This is a genomic window from Archangium sp. Cb G35 (assembly GCF_001896145.1).
Lineage (GTDB): Bacteria > Myxococcota > Myxococcia > Myxococcales > Myxococcaceae > Archangium > Archangium violaceum.
In genome coordinates this window covers 119304-137699 of record NZ_MPOI01000023.1, presented here as the reverse complement: position 1 = coordinate 137699, position 18396 = coordinate 119304, and the positions used below count along the sequence as shown (strand labels likewise).

18 protein-coding genes are annotated in these 18396 nt (G+C 69.9%); 3 read left to right on the top strand and 15 right to left on the bottom strand.

The window, feature by feature from the left end:
• Nucleotides 1-16 precede the first annotated feature (16 nt).
• Nucleotides 17-721 (bottom strand): Coq4 family protein, encoded by a 705-nt coding sequence (locus BO221_RS49160; RefSeq protein ID WP_073567866.1) that lies wholly within the window; start codon nt 719-721, stop codon nt 17-19.
• Nucleotides 722-842: 121 nt separating this feature from the next.
• Here BO221_RS49160 and BO221_RS49155 point away from each other — a divergent pair, with 121 nt between their 5' ends.
• Nucleotides 843-1553, top strand: a complete 711-nt coding sequence (locus BO221_RS49155) for a TetR/AcrR family transcriptional regulator (RefSeq protein WP_083682669.1) — start codon at nt 843-845, stop codon at nt 1551-1553.
• A gap of 21 nt (nt 1554-1574) precedes the next feature.
• Here BO221_RS49155 and BO221_RS49150 read toward each other — a convergent pair whose 3' ends face one another.
• The 11 genes from BO221_RS49150 to BO221_RS49100 form a co-directional block, all read right to left on the bottom strand.
• Nucleotides 1575-2786, bottom strand: a complete 1212-nt coding sequence (locus BO221_RS49150; RefSeq protein WP_073567864.1) for a cytochrome P450 — start codon at nt 2784-2786, stop codon at nt 1575-1577.
• Between the two features lie 24 nt (nt 2787-2810).
• On the bottom strand, nt 2811-3317 hold the full coding sequence (locus tag BO221_RS49145; RefSeq protein ID WP_143196138.1) for an STAS/SEC14 domain-containing protein: 507 nt from the start codon (nt 3315-3317) through the stop codon (nt 2811-2813).
• 221 nt (nt 3318-3538) lie between these two features.
• A complete protein-coding gene (locus BO221_RS49140; RefSeq protein WP_073567862.1) occupies nt 3539-4957 on the bottom strand; it encodes a hypothetical protein in 1419 nt (472 codons plus the stop codon).
• The gene (folK, locus tag BO221_RS49135) at nt 4957-5481 is read right to left on the bottom strand and encodes a 2-amino-4-hydroxy-6-hydroxymethyldihydropteridine diphosphokinase (RefSeq protein WP_073567861.1); all 525 of its coding nucleotides are present in this window, start codon (nt 5479-5481) and stop codon (nt 4957-4959) included. Before folK ends, BO221_RS49140 begins: the two co-directional genes overlap by 1 nt.
• Nucleotides 5478-6245 (bottom strand): fumarylacetoacetate hydrolase family protein, encoded by a 768-nt coding sequence (locus BO221_RS49130; RefSeq protein WP_073567860.1) that lies wholly within the window; start codon nt 6243-6245, stop codon nt 5478-5480. Before BO221_RS49130 ends, folK begins: the two co-directional genes overlap by 4 nt.
• The gene (dapB, locus tag BO221_RS49125; protein ID WP_073567859.1) at nt 6242-7024 is read right to left on the bottom strand and encodes a 4-hydroxy-tetrahydrodipicolinate reductase; all 783 of its coding nucleotides are present in this window, start codon (nt 7022-7024) and stop codon (nt 6242-6244) included. The genes BO221_RS49130 and dapB overlap by 4 nt, the downstream gene beginning before the upstream one ends.
• Nucleotides 7025-7237: 213 nt before the next feature.
• Nucleotides 7238-8128 (bottom strand): 4-hydroxy-tetrahydrodipicolinate synthase, encoded by an 891-nt coding sequence (gene dapA, locus BO221_RS49120; protein ID WP_073567858.1) that lies wholly within the window; start codon nt 8126-8128, stop codon nt 7238-7240.
• A 16-nt stretch (nt 8129-8144) separates the two neighbouring features.
• The gene (gene lysA / locus BO221_RS49115) at nt 8145-9386 is read right to left on the bottom strand and encodes a diaminopimelate decarboxylase (protein ID WP_073567857.1); all 1242 of its coding nucleotides are present in this window, start codon (nt 9384-9386) and stop codon (nt 8145-8147) included.
• Between the two features lie 155 nt (nt 9387-9541).
• Nucleotides 9542-11341, bottom strand: coding sequence for a TIGR04551 family protein (locus BO221_RS49110; protein ID WP_073567856.1), 1800 nt, complete (start codon nt 11339-11341; stop codon nt 9542-9544).
• Between the two features lie 77 nt (nt 11342-11418).
• Nucleotides 11419-12276, bottom strand: coding sequence for a bifunctional DNA-formamidopyrimidine glycosylase/DNA-(apurinic or apyrimidinic site) lyase (gene mutM / locus BO221_RS49105; RefSeq protein ID WP_073567904.1), 858 nt, complete (start codon nt 12274-12276; stop codon nt 11419-11421).
• Nucleotides 12277-12337: 61 nt separating this feature from the next.
• Complete coding sequence (locus BO221_RS49100) at nt 12338-13270, bottom strand: Ku protein (protein WP_073567855.1); 933 nt, start codon at nt 13268-13270, stop codon at nt 12338-12340.
• A gap of 245 nt (nt 13271-13515) precedes the next feature.
• Here BO221_RS49100 and BO221_RS49095 point away from each other — a divergent pair, with 245 nt between their 5' ends.
• On the top strand, nt 13516-14340 hold the full coding sequence (locus tag BO221_RS49095) for a M48 family metallopeptidase (RefSeq protein WP_073567854.1): 825 nt from the start codon (nt 13516-13518) through the stop codon (nt 14338-14340).
• Nucleotides 14341-14344: 4 nt separating this feature from the next.
• Here the strand turns inward: BO221_RS49095 and BO221_RS49090 are convergent, their stop codons facing one another.
• Nucleotides 14345-15415, bottom strand: a complete 1071-nt coding sequence (locus tag BO221_RS49090; protein WP_073567853.1) for a YihY/virulence factor BrkB family protein — start codon at nt 15413-15415, stop codon at nt 14345-14347.
• Between the two features lie 129 nt (nt 15416-15544).
• On the opposite strand from BO221_RS49090, the gene BO221_RS49085 reads away from it, so the two are divergent.
• Complete coding sequence (locus BO221_RS49085; RefSeq protein ID WP_143196137.1) at nt 15545-16177, top strand: hypothetical protein; 633 nt, start codon at nt 15545-15547, stop codon at nt 16175-16177.
• Between the two features lie 59 nt (nt 16178-16236).
• Here BO221_RS49085 and BO221_RS49080 read toward each other — a convergent pair whose 3' ends face one another.
• Nucleotides 16237-17193, bottom strand: coding sequence for a DMT family transporter (locus tag BO221_RS49080; RefSeq protein ID WP_073567851.1), 957 nt, complete (start codon nt 17191-17193; stop codon nt 16237-16239).
• Nucleotides 17194-17334: 141 nt separating this feature from the next.
• Nucleotides 17335-18393: an alpha/beta hydrolase gene (locus tag BO221_RS49075; protein ID WP_073567850.1), complete on the bottom strand. Its 1059-nt coding sequence runs from the start codon at nt 18391-18393 to the stop codon at nt 17335-17337.
• Between the last annotated feature and the right edge of the window lie 3 nt (nt 18394-18396).

Genomic DNA, 18396 nt, shown 5'->3' with positions numbered 1-18396 from the left:
GTCGTGGAGTCCTGGATCAAGCCGGGGTCGGAGGGGGAATCCTGAGCTGCTGGCGCACCGTCTCGACCGTCGCCTCCCAGAAGCGCTCGTACCGGAGGCGGACGAGCTTCTCGGACTGCCGGCCCCGCCGGTACGCCGCGCGCAGCTTCCGCGCGTACTTCCAGATGGGAGGGAGGCCATGCGGCCGGAGCAGCGCGGCGAACAGGAGGATGAGGACGCTCGTGCGGAGTCCCATGTTGCCGGCCACGAAGGCCTGGAGCTCCATTTCGCCGAGCGAGTCCGTCTTGTAACCAGTCACCACGTGGTGGAGGTCGTGCGTCTCCCGGTACCACTTGACGAGGTAGTCCACCTCGTTGCGGACCTCGTATGGGCTCTCGAACGGACTGATGCCGTTGTCCGAGAAGTAGCGGGCGAACGCGTTCCCGAGCGTCCCTTCAGGGAGCTGGCCGAGCGTCGCGAGGTCGATGTTGCTGCGCTGGAGGCTGGGGCGTTGGGTGAGCAGCTCCCGGCCATCCTCGCTCTTCGCCAGCTCCGTGCAGTGCCGCTTGAAGACATCGCCGTCGAGGCTCGCGTTGAACAGCGGCGCCGCGATGCCGTCATCGGGGCGCTTCTCGAGGACCTTCAAGGCCCGGACGGCCACACGCAGCCGTGTGAACAGGGATGCACCTTCGGGCAGGAAAAGGCCGTCTTCGATGCGTGCGGTGGGTGAGCTGAAGCTCATCTCGGTTCTCCGTGGGTGGGGGGGCACCAGGACCGTGGCAGTTTATGCCACGGAACTGGCAGAAACCGCCACATGCTCCGGGGTGTGACAGTTCCTGCCACGGATTGTTAGGCTCCGCGCCATGCCCCAGCGAGTGCGCCGCCCCCCCCAGGAAAGGCCAGCCACGGGTGCGGACCAGGAGCCGCCCCTCACCCTTGCCCCGCGCGAGGGGCGCGACCAGGCGATGCTCGAGGCCTCGCTTGCCGTCATCACCCTGTTCCTGAGGGAGCGCACGAGCGACTTCTCCGTCAAGGAGCTCGCGGCCCACGCGGGCCTCTCCGAGCGGACCTTCTACCGGTACTTCCCCCGGAAGGAGGACGCCATCCGCCCAGCCGTGGATGCATCGCTCGCGCGCATCGTCTCCGACATGCGCGCCGTCCCTCGCGGCAAGACCCTGCGCGAGGCGATGGTGGAGGCGCTCAGCCGGTCCCTCACGGAGGAGAACGCCATGAACTGGGAGAACCTCCTCTCCGTGCTGAACGAGACGGACAGTCTCCGCGCGGTGTGGCTGCAGATCCTCACCAACGCGGAGATCGCTCTCGCGCACGCCGCCGCCGAGCGGCTGGGGCTCTCCCCGGACTCGCAGCGGGCGCGCCTGACCGGAGCCGTCCTGGTCACCGCGGGACGCCTCGCGCTGGAGCAGCCATCCTCCGCGGGGAGGAAGCGTGACCCGGGTGAGGTTCTCGCCGAGTACCTCGATCTGCTCGGCCCGACCCTGTTCGAGGAGCCCGCGGGTGAGCGCGGGCCCAAGAGACGTTCACAGCCCCGGCGCTCCCGCCAGGGACGCGGGTAGGCGCGCGGCCAGAGCCGGGCGCTACAGTTTGACCGGCAGCTGCTTCGGCCCGCGCATGAGGACGCCCGTGCGCCACTTCAGTGACTCGGCCGGCTTGGACAGGCGCAGGTTCGGGAACCGGTTCACCAGCGTCTGGATGGCGATCTGTCCCTCCAGCCGCGCGAGCGGTGCCCCCAGGCAGTAGTGGATGCCCAGCCCGAAGGACACGTGCTTGTTCGGCTCCCGCCCCAGGTCCAGCGTGTTCGGGTCCTTGAACTGGCGCTCGTCCCGGTTCGCCGACGCGAGCACCGCGAAGACCAGGTCCCCGCGCGGAATCGTCACCCCGCCCACGGTGATGTCCTCTCGCGTGACGCGCTCCGTGGAGACCTCCACCGGGCTCGCGTAGCGCAGGAGTTCCTCGACCGCCGGCCCGATGAGCTCCGGCTCCTTCCTCAGCCGATCCAACTGCTCGGGGTTCTGCAGCAGGGCGAGTGTGCCTCCGGAGATCAGGTTCACCGTGGTCTCGTGCCCCGCCACGAGCAGGAGGAACGCCATGCTGACCAGCTCGTCCGGGGTCAGCTTGTCACCCGCCTCCTCCGCCTGGATGAGCGCCGAGAGCAGGTCGTCTCCCAGCGACGTGCGCCGCTGCGCGATGAGCTTGCGCAGGTAGCGCGTGAACATCACCACGCTCGGGACGGAGAGCAGCACGTCCGTCATGTCCGTATTCGAGACGAGCCGGTTGGACCAGTGCTGGAACTTCCGGTAGTCGCCCGGGGGCACGCCCAGCATCTCGGCGATGATGGTCACGGGCAGCAGGAACGCGAACTCCTCGACGAGGTCCATGGAGCCCTTGCGCGCGGCCGCGTCCAACAGGCTGTCCGACAGGGCCTGGACGCGCAAGCGCAGCCGCTCGACGTACTTCGGCGTGAAGGCCTTGTGCACGAGCGCGCGCAGCCGGGTGTGGTCCGGCGGATCCCGGCTCAGCATGTTCTGCACGAGCGGCGTGAAGAACTTGAAGAACCAGGGCATCTTCGCCCGCTGCTCCTCGTTCATGCTGCCGAGGCGATCCTTGCTGATGCCTCCGTGCTTCAACACCTGGGCCACGTCCTCGTAGCGTGTCACCAGCCAGCCCACCTCGTTGCCGGGGGCCTGGATGCGGAAGACCGGCGCCTCCTCGCGCAAGCGCGCGTAGAGGGGATACGGGTTGGCCTTGAAGCGCTGCGACTTGAAATCGGGCTGCGTCAGGGTCTGCATGTGAAGAGCCTCCCGTGGGAGGATCTAACACGGCCCGGACAGCTGCGCGGGGCCGCGGCCGGACCCCGTCCCCACGAAAGTGCCTTCGTACAGCTGGCTCCGCACGCGCTCGGCCTGGGCCCGCAGTCCCGCCTCGTCGAGGTGCCACGCCGCCCAGGCCCTCGCCGCGTCCAGGCGGGTCACCAGGGTGTAGGGCACCGGCGGCGGCCGGAAGTGGAAGATGACACTCATCGTCAGCACCACCGTGGGCGAGGTGATGACGTACGCCAGCCCCAGCAGCGTCCGGCGCATCAACGCCGCGTTCTTCTCGAGCCACAACGCGTGCCGCTGCCGCTGCTCGCTCGACAGGAGCCACAGGGCGCTCAAGTCGAAGATGCAGACGTGCTGCTCTCCCCGCTGCAAATATTGAGTGGACCTGTCGAGGTAGGCCTCGAACTCCTGGCGAGAGAGCTCGCCGGTGAGACGCACGCCCAGCAGGGGCCAGAGAGAATCATCGAAGGTGAAGGGGGCCGCGCGATTCATGGGAGCCATGATGTGGAGGCGGTCCCATTGTTCAGCAAGGTGCTCGCGTGTGTTTTACCCAACCCGCGCGGCCGGGCACCGTCGCAATGCACTTCTTCAACTCGGGTGCCACGCGCCACGGATTCAACCTGGGGTCCGTGGCACCCTCACCCCGTCCCTCTCCCGGAGGGAGAGGGGTTCTTGGCTGCCGGGGGTTCTTGGACTTCTTGCAGCTGTATGGGTTTCCGGGGCTATTGGCTCAGCTTGGCCTGCAGCGAGGCCTGGGCCGCGTAGTCCGGCGCCGAGGCCGCCAGCTTCGTCCAGAGCGCCTTCGCGCCCTTCATGTCGCCCTTGGCCTTGAGCGTCTCGCCCAGCTGGTCCACCGCCGCCGGGTCCGAGCCCACCGCCACGCCCCACACCCGGTCCGCCGTGGGCTTGCCCAGCCCCACCAGCGTCCACGCCAGGCCCGCCTTCACCCGCCCATCCGGCCGCAGCGGCATCACCTGCCGGTACGCCGCCAGCGCCTCGTCGTAGCGCCCCTTCGCCAGCAACTCCTCGCCCTGCTCCACCGTCTGCGTCAGCTGGGCCTCGAGTTCCGGCGTGCGCTCCACGTTCTGCATCGCCTGCACCGTCTCTTGCGAGATCGTCGGCGCCGCCGTGTTGTCACCGCCACCCGCCATCGGCCCGGCCGCGCCGCCGCCCCGGAGGCCACCGCCCGCCATCGGCCCCTGCGCCATCATCGGCCCGCCAGGCCTCAGGTCCAGCTTCGAGGCCCGGATGCGCCGGTCCTCGGCCCGCGTGGCCTGCCACTTCGCCATGCCTCCGGCCTTCACCGCCTCGTCCGTCATTCGGGCCAGCTTGCGCGCCAGCGCCGCCCGCGGCGAGTCCGGGTGCGCCGCCAGGAAGGCCTCGAAGCCCTCGTACGCCGTCCGCAGGGAGTTCAGGCTCTCGCCCTTCGTCTCGTACAGCAGCGCCGAGCGCCCGAAGAGCGCTTCCGCCGACGTGGGCTCCACCTCCAGCACCCGCTCGTACGTCTTCAGCGCCCCCGCCGCGTCTCCCGAGAGGAAGTGCGCGTTGGCGCGCATCGACTCCACGTCCAGCACCGGCTCCAGCGCCGCGCGCGCGCAGGCCGCCGCTCCCGCGGTGTCGCCCTTCTTCGCACGCTCCGCCGCCACCGCCGCCATCTCCTCCACCGGCGTTGCCGGCGAGAAGCCGCACTTCGCCTCCGTGGGGCTCTGCACCGCCGCCTTGCCCAGCTTCTTGCGCTGCGCCAGGAAGAGCTCGCGCGCCGCCTTCCCCTTCTCCTCCGCCTGCATGAAGTAGGGGATGGCGTCCGCCGCGCGGCCGTTTGTGTAGTAGAGCTTGCCCAGCGACGAGGCGATCTCGAACGTCTTCTCCCGCTCGCGCAGCCCCTGCATGCTGTCCAGCTGCTGGAGCAGCTCCGCCGCGGAGGGAGGCGCCCGGCCCGTCATCGGCGGGTGGCCCTCCGGCATGGCGCCCGTGGCGGCGGCGCCCGAAGGGCTCGAACCGAAGTTGGGGTGGCCCTCGGGCAGGCCCTGGGAGGCGGCCGGACGCTGGGAGTCCGAGCCGAGGGGCGGGTGACCGGCGGGCAGGTTGGTGGGCTCGGCCGCGAGCAGGGCCGCGGCGGTCAGGGCGAGGGAGAGGGTCATCACTCGGTTACCGGGAGAAGGGTTTCGGGCCACTGGGTGGCCTCGCACCGGCGCACATCCTGGGGCGCCAGCTGGGAAAGCAGCTCCACCACCGTCATGCAGAGCACCGGGTGCTCCGCCTGGGGAGCAAGCTCGGCGAGCGGCTCCAGGGCGAATCGGCGCTTGTGCAGTTCCAGGTGGGGCACCTGGAGGTTGGGATCCGCCACCACCTCACCCTCCCACAGGAGGATGTCCAGGTCGATGGGCCGGGGTCCCCAGCGCGGTCCTCCGGGCTCGCGGCCCAGGTCGCGCTCAATCTGCTTGAGGATGCACAGCAGCCGCTGCGGCGGCAGGCCGCACTCCAGGGCCACCACGGCGTTGAGGTAGTGCGGCTGGGGCGGACCCACGGGCGCACTCTCGAAGAGAGACGAGCAGCGAAGGACCGCCACTGCATCGATACGGGACATCGCCTCCAGGGCGGAGACGAGTTGGGCTTCGCGGTCTCCCTCGTTGGAGCCCAGCCCTACATAGACGGTGGCGCTCAAGGCCCCATCTCAACAGGGTTGGCCAGGGTCCCGATTCCCTCCAGCTCCACTTCCACCACGTCCCCGGCCACCAGCCGGCCCACCCCCGAGGGCGTCCCCGTGCTCACCAGGTCGCCCGGCAGGAGGGTCATGATGTGGGAGATGAAGGACACCAGCCTGGCGGGGCTGAAGACCATGTCGGACGTCCGGCTGTCCTGTCGCACCTGTCCATTCACCCGGCAGAGAATCTGGAGGTCCGCCGGAGACAGGCCGGTGACGATCCAAGGCCCGGCGCACGCGAAGGTGTCGTAGCCCTTGGCGCGGGTGTGCTGGATTTCCCGGCGCTGGACGTCGCGGGCCGTCACGTCGTTGATGCAGGTGAGACCCCAGATGGCGCGAGCGGCGGTGGTCTCGTCGGCGTTCTTCAGGCGCTCGCCGATGACGAGCCCCAGCTCCGCCTCGTAGTGCACCTCCTGGCTCACCGGAGGAATCTGGATGGGCGAGCGGTGCGCGTTGAGCGCGGTGGAGGGCTTGATGAAGATGAGGGGCTCGGCCGGGACGGGCTTGCCCATCTCCTCGGCGTGCTTGCGGTAGTTCTGCCCGATGCAGACCACCTTGGAGGCCTCGGAGGGCACCAGCAGCTGGACCGCGCTCAGCGCCACGCGCCGGCCGGTGTCCTTTCCGCCGGCCCAGGGCGCGCCGGAGAGCACCACCACCTCTTCACCCTCGATGCGGCCGTGGTGCGCACCGCCCTCGTGTTGGAAACGGCAATAACGCGTCGTCATGACGTCCTCTGGAAGCCGAGCACGTCGGCCATGTCGTAGAGCCCCGGCGAACGGCCCGTCACCCAGCGCGCCGCCCTCAGCGCCCCGAGGCCGAACTGGTCCCGGTTGGTGGCCCGATGGGTGAGCTCGATGCGCTCGCCCTCGCCAAAGTAGTACACGGTGTGCTCGCCCACGACGTCTCCGCCGCGCAGCGTCTGCACCCCGATCTCCTGCTTCGGGCGCGCGCCAATCTGCCCGTGCCGGGCGAACGTCAGGTCGTCCTGGCTCCGGCCCAGCGCCGAGGCGAGCACCTCGGCCAGCTTGAGCGCCGTACCCGAGGGCGCGTCCTTCTTCATGCGGTGGTGCGCCTCGAGCACCTCCACGTCGTAGCCCTCGCCCAGCACGCGGGCCAGCTCGGCGGCCATGCGGATGACCACGTTCACGCCCACCGACGTGTTGGGGGCCAGCACCACGGGGATGGACTTCGCGCTCGCGGCGAGCTCGGCACGGGACTCCGGGGTGAAGCCCGTGGAGCCGATGACCATGGCGACACCGCGCTCGGCGCACTGGCGCGCGTGGGCAACGCTGGCCTCCGCGCTGGTGAAGTCGATGACCACCTGCGCCCGCGCCGTGTCGAGCACCCGGCCGAGGTCATCGCCCCCGGAGACACCGAGCTGCTCCAGGCGTGAGGTCTGGCGCGTGGTGGCTCCGGCCAGCTCCAGGTCCTTGGACTCACGGACGAGCCGCAGCAGGGTGCCGCCCATGCGGCCAGTGACTCCAGTGATGACGGTGCGGATCATGGTGTCCTCAATACCCTCACCCCGTCCCTCTCCCGGAGGGAGAGGGGATGTGTTGGCCCTCTGTCCACGGTGCTCGGTTCACAGTGGGCGGTTCACAGCGCTCGATTCACAGCGCTCGATTCACAGTGCTCGATTCACAGCGCGTCGCACCCTCGCGCCACTCCCCTCTCCCCTCGGGAGAGGGACGGGGTGAGGGTGCCACGCATCCCGGGTTCAACCCTGGACGAGGCCCAGCTTGCGCAGCTCGGCCTCCAGCTTCTTCGCGTTGGGCTCGGACATGGGAACCAGGGGCAGGCGCAGCTCCGGTCCGAACAGTCCCATCTTGTGCAGCGCCCACTTCACGGGAATCGGATTGGACTCGATGAACAACAGCCGGTGCAGCTCGTTCATCCGCACCTGGAGCTCCCGCGCCTTCGCCAGCTCACCGGCGCGAGCGGCGGCCACCAGGTCCGCCATCATCCGCGGGGCCACGTTGGAGGACACCGAGATGACCCCCTTGCCGCCGCAGGCGATGAACGGCAGCACGGTGAAGTCATCGCCGGACAGGAGCGTCAGCCGGTCGCCGCACTTCTCCACCAGGTCCACCGCGCGGGCCATGTTGCCCGTGGCCTCCTTGATGGCCACCACCTCGGGCACCTCGTCGCACAGGCGCAGCGCCGTCTCCGGCAGCAGGTCCACGCCCGTCCGGCCCGGCACGTTGTAGGCGATGATGGGGAAGCCGGGGTGCGCCTTCGCCACCGCGCGGAAGTGCTCCACCAGGCCCGCCTGCGTGGGCTTGTTGTAGTAGGGCGTGACGATGAGCGTGCCCGTCGCGCCTGCCTCGCGGGCGCTCTTCACGTTCGCCACCGTCTCCGCCGTGCCGTTGGAGCCCGCGCCGGCCACCACCGGCACCCGGCCCGCCGCCTCCTCCACCGCCACGCGGATGGCGCGGAAGCGCTCCTCGGCGGACATCGTCACCGCCTCACCCGTGGTGCCCATGGGGATGAGCACGTTCGTCCCTCCGGTGATCTGCTGCCGGACGAGCGCACGGAAGGAAGCCTCATCGAACGCTCCCTCCCGGAAGGGGGTGGCGAGCGCGGTCATCGAGCCTTCGAAGGTCCTCATGCTGCGGCTTATATGTTCAGGGCCGCTCGCCGCGCCAGAGATCCTCGACGCTCTCCCGCTCGCGCACCACCCGCCAGGCGTCCCCGTCCACCAGGACCTCGGCCGGCCGGGGCCGCGAGTTGTAGTTGGAGGCCATGCTCATGCCGTAGGCCCCGGCCGTCATCAGCGCGTACAGCTCGCCCGCCTGGGGCAGCACCAGCTTGCGTTGACGGGCCAACACGTCGGTGGACTCGCACACCGGCCCAACCACGTCCACCTCCACCTCCTTGCCGCGCCGCTGCACGAGCGGCTGCAGCCCGTGGTGGGCGTCGTAGAGGGCGGGGCGCATCAGGTCGTTCATGCCCGCGTCCACCACCACGAACTGGCGGGCCGGCGTCTTCTTGCGGAAGAGCACCCGGGTGACGAGCACCCCGGCGTTGCCCACCAGCAGGCGGCCCGGCTCGAAGACGAGGGTGGCGCCGGTATCGCCCGTGGCGGCGATGGCGGTGCGCGCGTACTCGGCGGGCGTGGGGGGCGTCTCCTCGGTGTAGGTGATGCCCAGGCCACCGCCGATGTCCAGGTACTGCAGCGCGTGCCCCTGGGCCTTCAGCTCCTTGTAGAGCCCGGCCATCCTGGTGAGCGCGGCCTTGAAGGGCGCGGTGCGGGTAATCTGCGAGCCGATGTGGCAGTCCACCGCCACCGCCCGCAGGCCCTTCATCTTCTTGGCCCTGGCGTAGAGCGCCACCGTGTCCTCGAAGGGGACGCCGAACTTGGACGTCTTCAGGCCGGTGGAGATGTGACGATGGGTGCGTGCGTCCACGTTGGGGTTCACACGCAGGGCGAAGGGCGCGCGCTTGCCCTGGGCGCGGCCCACGGCGTCGAGCAGCTCCAGCTCCTCGGGGCTCTCCACGTTGAAGAAGAGGATGCCGGCGGAGAGGGCCTGGGCCATCTCGTCGGCCGTCTTCCCCACGCCGGCGAACACCGTCTTGCCGGGCTGGCCACCCGCGGCCTTCACCCGCGCCAGCTCACCGCCGGAGACGATGTCGAAGCCACTGCCCTCCTCCGCCAGCAGCCGCAGCACCGCGAGGGTGGAGTTGGCCTTCATCGCGTAGCACACCAGGTGAGGGTGCTTGCCGAAGGCCTCCGTCACCACCCGGAAGTGCCGGCGCAACGTGGCGGTGGAGTAGACATACACGGGGGTGCCCACCGCGCCGGCGATGGCCGGCAGGGGCACGTCCTCGGCGTGCAGGACACGCTTGCGATAGCTGAAGTGATTCACGGCTTCCCAGCGTCAGGGGAGGAATTCGCCGGAGGCTGCGGCTGCGCCTCCGGAGCACGGGCTGGTGGACGCGGCGGCCCCTTGATACCGCAGGCCGCCCCGGCCAGCACCGCGAGCAACAGGATGAGACCGCGCGGCCCAGGCATGGCGCGCGGCTAGAAGCGGATGCCCAGCGTGCCGCGCACGGCGTGGGCCGTCCCCAGCTCCACCCGCGAGTTCACGTTCGTCTCGTTCAGGCCGTTGAGCGGGAAGAGCACGGACCAGTCCACGCGCGCCACGAAGCCGTCCTCCGTCTCGTAGCGGGCGCCCAGGTTCGTCTCGATGCCCAGCATCCGCTCGGTGCTCGAGGGCGTGGACTCGGAGTAGATGGACTGCGAGTAGATGGCGCTGCCGAAGACGTCGAAGCCCTGCGTCAGCGTGTAGCGGATGGTGGGCTTCACGTAGACGGCGTCGGTGACAGTGCCCACCAGCTCGCGCCAGAGGATGCTGTCCACGCGGTAGGCGCGGTTGAAGCGGAAGTTGCGGATGGTGTTGTCGCTGCAGCCGCCGGTGCCGCAGCGGAACTGCGGGCCCTCCACGTTGCCCGGCTGGGTGGCGCCGTTCTCCCCCGTGCCCGGAATGCCCGGGTAGGCCCCGAAGCCCGGCGCCCGGTCACCCGAGGCGAAGCCCAGCTCCATCTGGAGGTTGAGCTGCCCGTTGAGCAGCCGGTACTCGCCCACCGCCGCGCCGCCGAAGGCCATCACGTCCAGCGTCTGGTTGAAGCTGGGGTCGTTCGCCTGGGCCGCCGTCTGCGCCAGGCCGTTGATCTGCCCGAGGTAGGCCGCCAGCTCCAGCTCCACGCGGAAGTTGCGCTCCTCGTAACGCAGCCACACGTCCGGGATGTAGAGCGACGCGCCGCGCGGGACGAACTGGCCCGGCTGCACCTGCCCACTCTCGTCACGCGCCGGGCTGTAGCGCTGCGTCCGCCAGCTGAAGTGCAGGCCGTAGTTGAGCACGCCCTGGTTGTTGTCCAGCTTGGCCCGCACCTGCTGCGGGGTGTCCCGGCGCGCCACGGCCAGCACCCAGCTGTGGCTGTCATCCGCGCCGGTGATGTCCACCGGCTGGCCCTGCTCGCCGTTGGGGTAGGCGTAGATGCCCTCGTCGTTGAACTCGAACATGGGCGTCACGTAGAAGCCGTCGAAGGGCTCCGTGACGAACATGACGCGGTCCACCACGTCGCCGAAGTCACACTCCAGGCAGTTGCCGTCGTTGCGCAGCACGCCCAGGCCCCAGTGCGCCGTCATGCGGCCGAAGCGCAGCAGACCCACCGGCGTGGACACCTCGCCGTAGGCCTCGCGCAGCATCAGCGAGTCCTTCAGGCTGTTGATGGCCGAGCGCGGAGACACCTGCCCATCATTGAAGATGTCGAAGAGGTAGAAGTTGCGGTCCACCCCGCTCAACGGCGAGGAGCCGAGGATCACATTGTCCAGGGCGTCCAGCTGGAGCTTCACCCGCACCTCCTCGGAGATGTTGAAGGTGGGCTCCAGGCGCAGGCGCATGTCGGCGAAGGCCTGCGTGTTCTCCGTGGGCCGGGGCCGGGGGAAGAGCTCGCTGCCCAGAGGCTTGCCCAAGCTGAACTGGTAGTACAGGTTGGGGCGCATCCGGTAGTAGCCGTCGAGGGTGAAGATCTCCAGCTTGCGCTTCTCCTCGACCCACTCCTCCTGCCAGTCGGTGGCGAGCGACTGGGTGGCGAGCTGGGCGCGGATCTCCTCGCGCATCTCCTGCCGGGCGGCCTCCACGCGCTTGTCCACTTCCTGGCGGATGCGCTCCTCGAGGGAGTCAGCGGCCTCCGGGGTGGCGGCGGGAGCGGCGTTCTCCTGGGCGGGAGCCGGCGTCCCGGACTGGGGCGCGGGAGTCTGGGCGGTGGCCGTGGCGGAGGCGACGAGCAGTGCCGCCAGCAGGGCGTTGGACGACATAGGGGATTCTTCTCCGGGGCCGCGCGAGTGCGGCGGGTGCAAAGGGCGGGCGAGTCAAGCGGACCCGGCCAGGGGTGTCAACGACGGCGAGCGGTTGTCTTCCTTCGTCCGTCCGGGGGTTTACGGCCAGGGTGCTTCGGTTGGCACTGCGGACAGCAATGGGTGGTGCGGCCTCCCTGGGGGAAGGATTCCACGGTCGTCCCACACCGGGCACAAGCCGTCCCGGCGCGGCCGTAGACCAGGAAACGGTTCTCCGCCCCGTCCTCCAGGTACGCGGGCTCCTCGCCCTGCTGCTCCTCGAGGCCGAAGGTGATGGAGGCGTGGATGGCGTCCGCCAGCCGCTGCCACTCCCCGGGCGTGAGGGAGCCGGGCTTGCGCGCCGGGTGCAGGCCCGCCCGGTAGAGGGCCTCGGCGGCATGGATGTTGCCCAGCCCCGTCACCCGGCCTTGATCCATCAGGGCCACCTTGAGCTCCTGCTTGGACGGGCCCACCGCCTCCTGGAGCTGCCCGGCGGTGAGGCCATCGGCGAGGGGATCCCGCCCCAGCTCCTTCACCGCGTCCAGCTCGTACAGGCGCGAGGCGGCGCACGGCTCCATGCGGCCGAAGAGGCGCGAGTCGGCGAAGTGGATGACGTCACCGGAGTCCAGGTGGAAGCGGGCGCGGCTGTAGGGGACGGAGACGCCCTCGGGGCGGCGGACGAAGCGGCCCGTCATGCCCAGGTGGGCCATCAGTCCCCGGCCGCCCTCGAAGGTGAAGAGGAGGTACTTGCCGCGCCGCTCCAGCGACACCAGACGGCCGCGCAGGGAGGCGAAGTCCTCGTGGCGGGCCCCGCGGAAGACGCGCGAGTCGTCCGCCTCGGCCCGCACCACGCGGCGGCCGTCCAGCCAATGGACGAGGTTGCGCCGGGCGATTTCGACTTCCGGAAGCTCGGGCATGCGGGTGTGCGGCATAACACCATGGGCACGTCCCACGCATTGCTTACTTGAGAAGTAGAGGTCAGGCCTTCTTCTTCTTCCCTGTACCGGAGCCGCCCTTGCCGCGGGTCCTCGCGGTGGTTCCCACCGGCTTCTGGCGCCCGGTGCGTTCCCGCGCCTCGCGAGCGGCCTGAGAACGCACCCGCAGCGAGCCGTGGGTGGCGGGCTCCCGCACCTCGCCGCGCCGGGCTCCCCTGCCCTCCCGGCCGATGCGCGGCACCTCTTCCTCCACGGGTGCCGGAGCCTCGGGAGGCACCTCGCGGACACCATGCGTCCGGGCCCGCCGCTCGAGGAAGCCGAGCAGCCGCTCGCGGTGCGTGTCCTGGTAGCGCTGGGGCTCGAAGTCCACGGTGCGGGCCTCGACGGCGCGCAGCACGGCCTCCACCTCCGTCTCGTTGGGGCGGGGAGCCGGCAGGGACAGCTCGGGGTAACTGTCCTGGGGGATGAGCTCGTCCGCGTAGTGCAGCGTGGAGAGGACGAGGCCCCGCTCATGCGGCCACACCACGCACAGGTGCCCCTTGAGGTGCATCACCAGCCGCCCGATGCCGGCACGGCCCGAGGCCCGCAGCGCCATGGCCAGGGTGGCATAGGGCTTCAATGCCTTCTCCCCCGGCATCACATGGTAGGTGGTGTCGAAGAGGATGGGGTCGATCGCCGACAGCTCGATGAAGTCCTCCAGGTCCACGGTGCGGCTGGACTGTGGATCGAACGCCTCGAGCTCGCCGCGCGTCACCTCCACGTAGCGGCCGGGGCGGATCTCATAGCCCTTCACCACGTGCTCGAAAGGCACCTCCCCGCCATCCGCCGAGCACACGCGCTTCTGCTGGATGCGGGCACCCTCCGCGTCGTGCAGGAGATGGAACTGCACCTGCCGGGGCGACACGGCGCCGTAGAGCCGCACCGGGACGTGCATGTGCCCGAAACCGAGGGCGCCGGTCCAGACGGGACGAGACATGTGGGGCCTCCCTGGCACCCGCAGGGGCGCCGTCTCCTAAAGTCCGTAGTGTCCGGAAGAGCGGCAAGGCACTCCGCGCTCACGGCCGGGGGCCCGCAGGGACGGCTGCCTCGCACATTGCATCTCCGTCCACAGGCCGCCGTCTCACGAGAAGACACCCGGCAACGGACGCTTGCCGAGCCCCCGGGACGCTGAGTACGACCCCCGGGTCATTCCGGCAGCACCCAGAACAAGGAAGGCGACACATGAAGCGGATTCTCTCGGTGGTCATGGCCCTCTCGCTGGCCATGGGGTTCACGACCGGTTGCGCGGCGGGCAAGAAGGTCAACGTGGGGCGCACGGCGGCGTCCTTGTTCATCTCCGACGAGCAGGAGGCGCAGCTGGGCAAGCAGGTGAAGCAGGAGCTCGAGACGAAGGAGAAGATCAAGTACGTCGAGGATCCGGCGGTGGTGGAGTACGTGAACACCGTGGCCAAGCCCATCCTCCAGGCGGCGAACCGGGACCGGGCGAACGTGAAGTGGAAGCTGCACGTCATCGATGACCCGAAGATGGTGAACGCGTTCGCCACGCCGGGCGGCTACCTGTACGTGTACACGGGCCTGCTGCTGGCGGCGGACAACGAGGCGGAGCTGGCCGGAGTGCTCGGACACGAGGCCGCCCACGTGACGGGCCGGCACTCGGCGCAGGCCCTGATGCTCCAGTATGGCCAGGAGGCGCTCATCGGAGTGGCGCTCGGGAAGAACCCGGGGACGGCGGCGCAGATCGCCGCGAGCCTGGCGGGCACCGGCACGGGGCTGGCCTTCAGCCGGGGCAACGAGACGGAGGCGGACGAGCTGGGCGCGAAGTACACCTCGGCGGCGGGCTATGACCCGCGCGGGCTGGTGTCCTTCTTCCAGAAGCTGGCGTCGGCCGAGAGCAAGACGCCGGGCTTCATGAAGTGGCTGAGCACGCACCCGCCCAGCGCGGACCGCGTGCAGCACCTCAACAGCTACATCGCGAAGAACAACCTCACGGGCTCGAACGTGGGAACGGATCGTCTGGCCGCCATCAAGGCGATCCTGAAGAAGTAGGCCCTCAATGCAGGGGGGAGTGCTGATCCGGCTCCTCCCGCCGGGGCGAGCCCTCGCCGGAGTCCTCCTGGACCTCGGCGGGGGGAAGGACCTCGGGAGCGGCGCGCTCGGCCATGCGCCGGCGCCAGCGCCAGAAGGCCAGCCGCTCCCGGCCCGAGCGGGGCCCTCGGGGAGCGCCCTGGAGGTGGGGCGCCTCGATGGGTGGAGGCTTTCCTTCCGCCTGGGCGGCCTCGGCCTCGGCGTACTCGAGGACGGCATTCACCTCGCCGCCGAGGATGAAGATGAGGCCGGTGAGGTAGAGCCACAGCAGCAGCACGACGACACCACCGATGGAGCCATAGGTGACGTTGTAGCGGCCGAAGTGCTCGACGTACTGCGTGAAGCCCCAGGTGGTGAGGAGCCACAGGACGGTGGCGAGCACCGCGCCGGGAGAGAGGAAATTGTAACGGTGCCGGACGGCGGGCAGGCGCCAGTAGCACAGGGCCAGGGCCAGCATGACGAGGCACGCGGTGAAGGGCCAGCGCAGCCAGGACCAGACGGCGTGGTAGACGTTGAGGAAGTGGAGACGCCCGGCGATCCACTCACCCACCTGACCGCCCAGCAGGAAGAGGGCGAAGGCGAGGGGGATGAGCAGGGAGCCCGCCACGGTCATGAGGATGGCGAGCCCCTGGGTCTTCCAGAAGGGCCGGTACTCGGGGACGTCGTAGGCGAGGTTGAGCGCGCGGCGGAACGCGTCCACGCCCCGCGAGGCGCTCCAGAGCGCCACGAGGAAACCAATCGTGATGAGGCGGGGCTGGCTGTCCTGGACGAGCGATTGGAGGTGGCCCTGGACGACTTGAAGGGCCTCGGCGGGCATGAGGGGGCCGAGCCGCTCCATCATGGCTTCCACGGCGCCCGGGGCGAACGGCAGATACGCCGCGAGCGTCACGAGGAAGAAGAGGAAGGGAAAGAGGGCGAAGAGGAAGTAGAAGGCGAGCTGGGCGGCGCACTCGGTGACGGCGTCCTCTTCGAGCTCCACCCAGAGGCGCCGGGCGAGCTCGCGCCATGTCAGGTGCCTGGGCTTTCGGAACGGCATGGCCTCCCCCGCACTGACGCGGATTGAAGCATCGAAGGTGGGGACGGGTGGGCCTTCGTGCAGCAAGAGACCAGGCAAGCCCTCGCCATCCACGTCCCTGCCCTGGACCTGCTAGCCTTTCCCTCCACCATGCTTCCGTTCCCCCTCGTCGTCCTTCTGACGCTCGCCGCAGGATCCGACCGCACCGTGCCCGTGGGGTGCCGTGAGGATTTCGAGACCTGCCGTGAGGACTGCACCATCGATTACGGTGGCAGCACGACGAAGTACCGCCAGCTCCGCACGTGCCTTCAGGGCTGTGCGGAGGATCAGTCGGAGTGCACCACCCGGCACTACTCACTGCGGGACACGGGCTATGACATGCCCGAGAGAGACACCGAGGAGCCCGCCCGGCGTCCGGAGACACCGCGGGACGGGGTGCGCCGGGGGGTGTACCGGACCGAGGAATCGGAACCGGCGCCCGAGGCGGAGCCGGCCGTGACGAAGGAGCCGGAGCCCGAGCCGATGGCGGAGCCGGAACCGGCGCCGAGAGCGGAGCCCGAGGTCCGGCCCGAGCCGAAGCAGAAGAACGAGGTGAAGAAGGCGTCGGCGAAGAGCGGTGACATGCGCATCTTCGGCGATGACGACGCCGAAGCCGAGGCCGAGCCGGAACCGGAACCGGCGCCGAAGCCGGCACCGAAGCGGGTGGAGCCGCCGCCGCGTCCGGCACCGCCGCCGGAACCGAAGAAGAAGGACATCGCGGACTGGGATCCCAACGAGCGCTGAGCCCATTTCCCCTCTCCCCCCGGGAGGGGGTCGGGGTGAGGGTCTACCGGCCGTGGAACCTACGCCTCCCCCACCACCTCCACCTCGCGCCGAGGCACGGGCACGAGGGGAGCACTCTGCGTCAACCGGACACCCGCAATCACCAACCCGCCACCCAGAGCCAGGCCCCAGTGAAGGGACTCACCGAGCAACACCCAGGCGGCGAGTGCGGTGGTAGCGGGCTGGAGGTTGGAGAAGACGGCGACGCGGGAGGCGGGCACCCTGGACAGGGCGTAGTACCAGATGAGGTACGCGACGACGGACGTGAGGACGGCGAGGTACGCGATGCTGCCGAGCGCTGAAGGACTGGCGGAGAAGGTGCGGACGGGAGCCAGCGCGAAGGGAGTCACGGGAAGCAGCAGCACGGCGGCGGCGACCATGCTCCAGGCGGTGGAGCGAAGGGGACCATGCGCGGCGGCGAAGGGCTTGCCCTCGGTGGTGTAGACGACCCAGGCGCTCACGGCGGCGAGGATGAGCACATCGCCCACGAGCGAGCCGCGAGCCGAGGCCAGTCCACGGCCGAGCAGCAGCACCACGACCCCCGCGAGCGCGGTGAGGATGCCGAGCGAGGCGCGAAGGGAAGGCGGCTCGTGCCCGCGAGCGAGACTCATCAGGTACACGCCGAGCGGCGTGAGCGCATAGAGCAGGGCCGCATGGGCGGCGGTGGACTGCGACAACCCGTAGAAGAACAGCATCTGGTTGATGGGCCCCGCGAGCAGGCCGAGCATCAGAACGCGGCGCCACTCGGAGCGAGGCGGCACCTTGGGGCCGGGCGTGAAGAGGAGCAGCAGGCAGAAGACGAAGGCGCTGAGGAGGAAGCGCCAGAGCACGACGGTGACGGGAGGCAGTTCCTCCATGGCGCGCTTGCCGGCGAGGTACGTGCCCGTGTTGATCAACACCTGGACGAGCAGCGCGGCGTAGACGGGGCCGAGCGGCGCCTGACGAGGAGAGACGGCTTCAAAGGAGGATGCGCGCATCGCCAAGCACCCCGTACCAGATTGCCCGGTGGCCCGGAACAGCACCGGGCACTGCGAGCGGGTGACGCGCCGCATCTGTCCGATAGCGAGTCACCGGCACACCGCGAGTCCGCGCGAGGCGAGTCCCGAGGTGCGGAACGGCTAGGGCGAGGCCGCTCCGGACATCCGCGTGGCGCGCACCTGCCGCACCACGTCGAGAATGGCGGCGCTCGTCTGCCGGGCATGTGACTCATCCGTGACGAGCGAGAGGTGATTGGCTTCGGGGATGAGGCGGAACTGACCGCGGGAGGAGAGCGAGGCCAGCTCGCGGTGCAGGGCCTGGAATCCAGGGAGGAAATCCGCTGCCGCCGGGGACATGGCGGAGCCCGCGCTCACCACCAGCAGGGGCATCTCCCCAAGCTCCCGGGAGGCGCGCACCTGGGCCGTGGTGTCCGCCCAGGCCCGCATCTCGGCATGCGCGGCCTCCAGGGGCCGGACCGTGGAGCCGAAGGCCGAGACCTCCGCGAAGGCGCGCTCGGGCAGCCCGCGCCCCATCTGGTCGAAGAGGCCCGTGGCGCGGACCAGGCCCACATGGACGAGCACGGGCGCGACGGCCATCACCTTGATGCCCGCCTCGAACTGCTTCCGGACGGACTCCGGCAGCCGCTCCAGCTGGTCCGGGTGCGAGGCATCCAGCAGCACCATGCCGGCGGCCTCGCCCGGGTAGCGGTCCGCGTAGACACGCACGAAGAGCCCGCCCAGCGAGTGCCCCACGAGGACGAAGGGACCGGACTCCCCCGCGTTGACGAGCAGGGTGTGGAGCTGCGCGGCGACATGGGCCGCGTCGTGAGGACCCTGGCTCGGCTCGCTCCAGGCGGTGCCCGCCCGGTCGTACGAGCAGACGCGCGTGGTTTTCGCCACCTCGGACTGCACCCAGGCCCAGCCGGAGGACATGGTGCTGGCTCCCGATTCCAGCACCACGGTGGGGTGCCCCTCTCCAGTGCAGTTCAGGTGCAGACGGTGGCCGCCCACATCCACCATCTTCCCCGGAGGCGGAAAGTCGCGCGCATCCGCCGCCGCGGACACGGCCTGGTACACCGAACCGATGACCAACAGCACGGCGAACCCGAGGCCCGTCCACAACAGGCGCCGCAGCCAGCGCCGGCGCGGGCGGCCAGGGGACACGGAGGAGGACGCGGGAGTCTCGGACGTGGAGCTCATGCT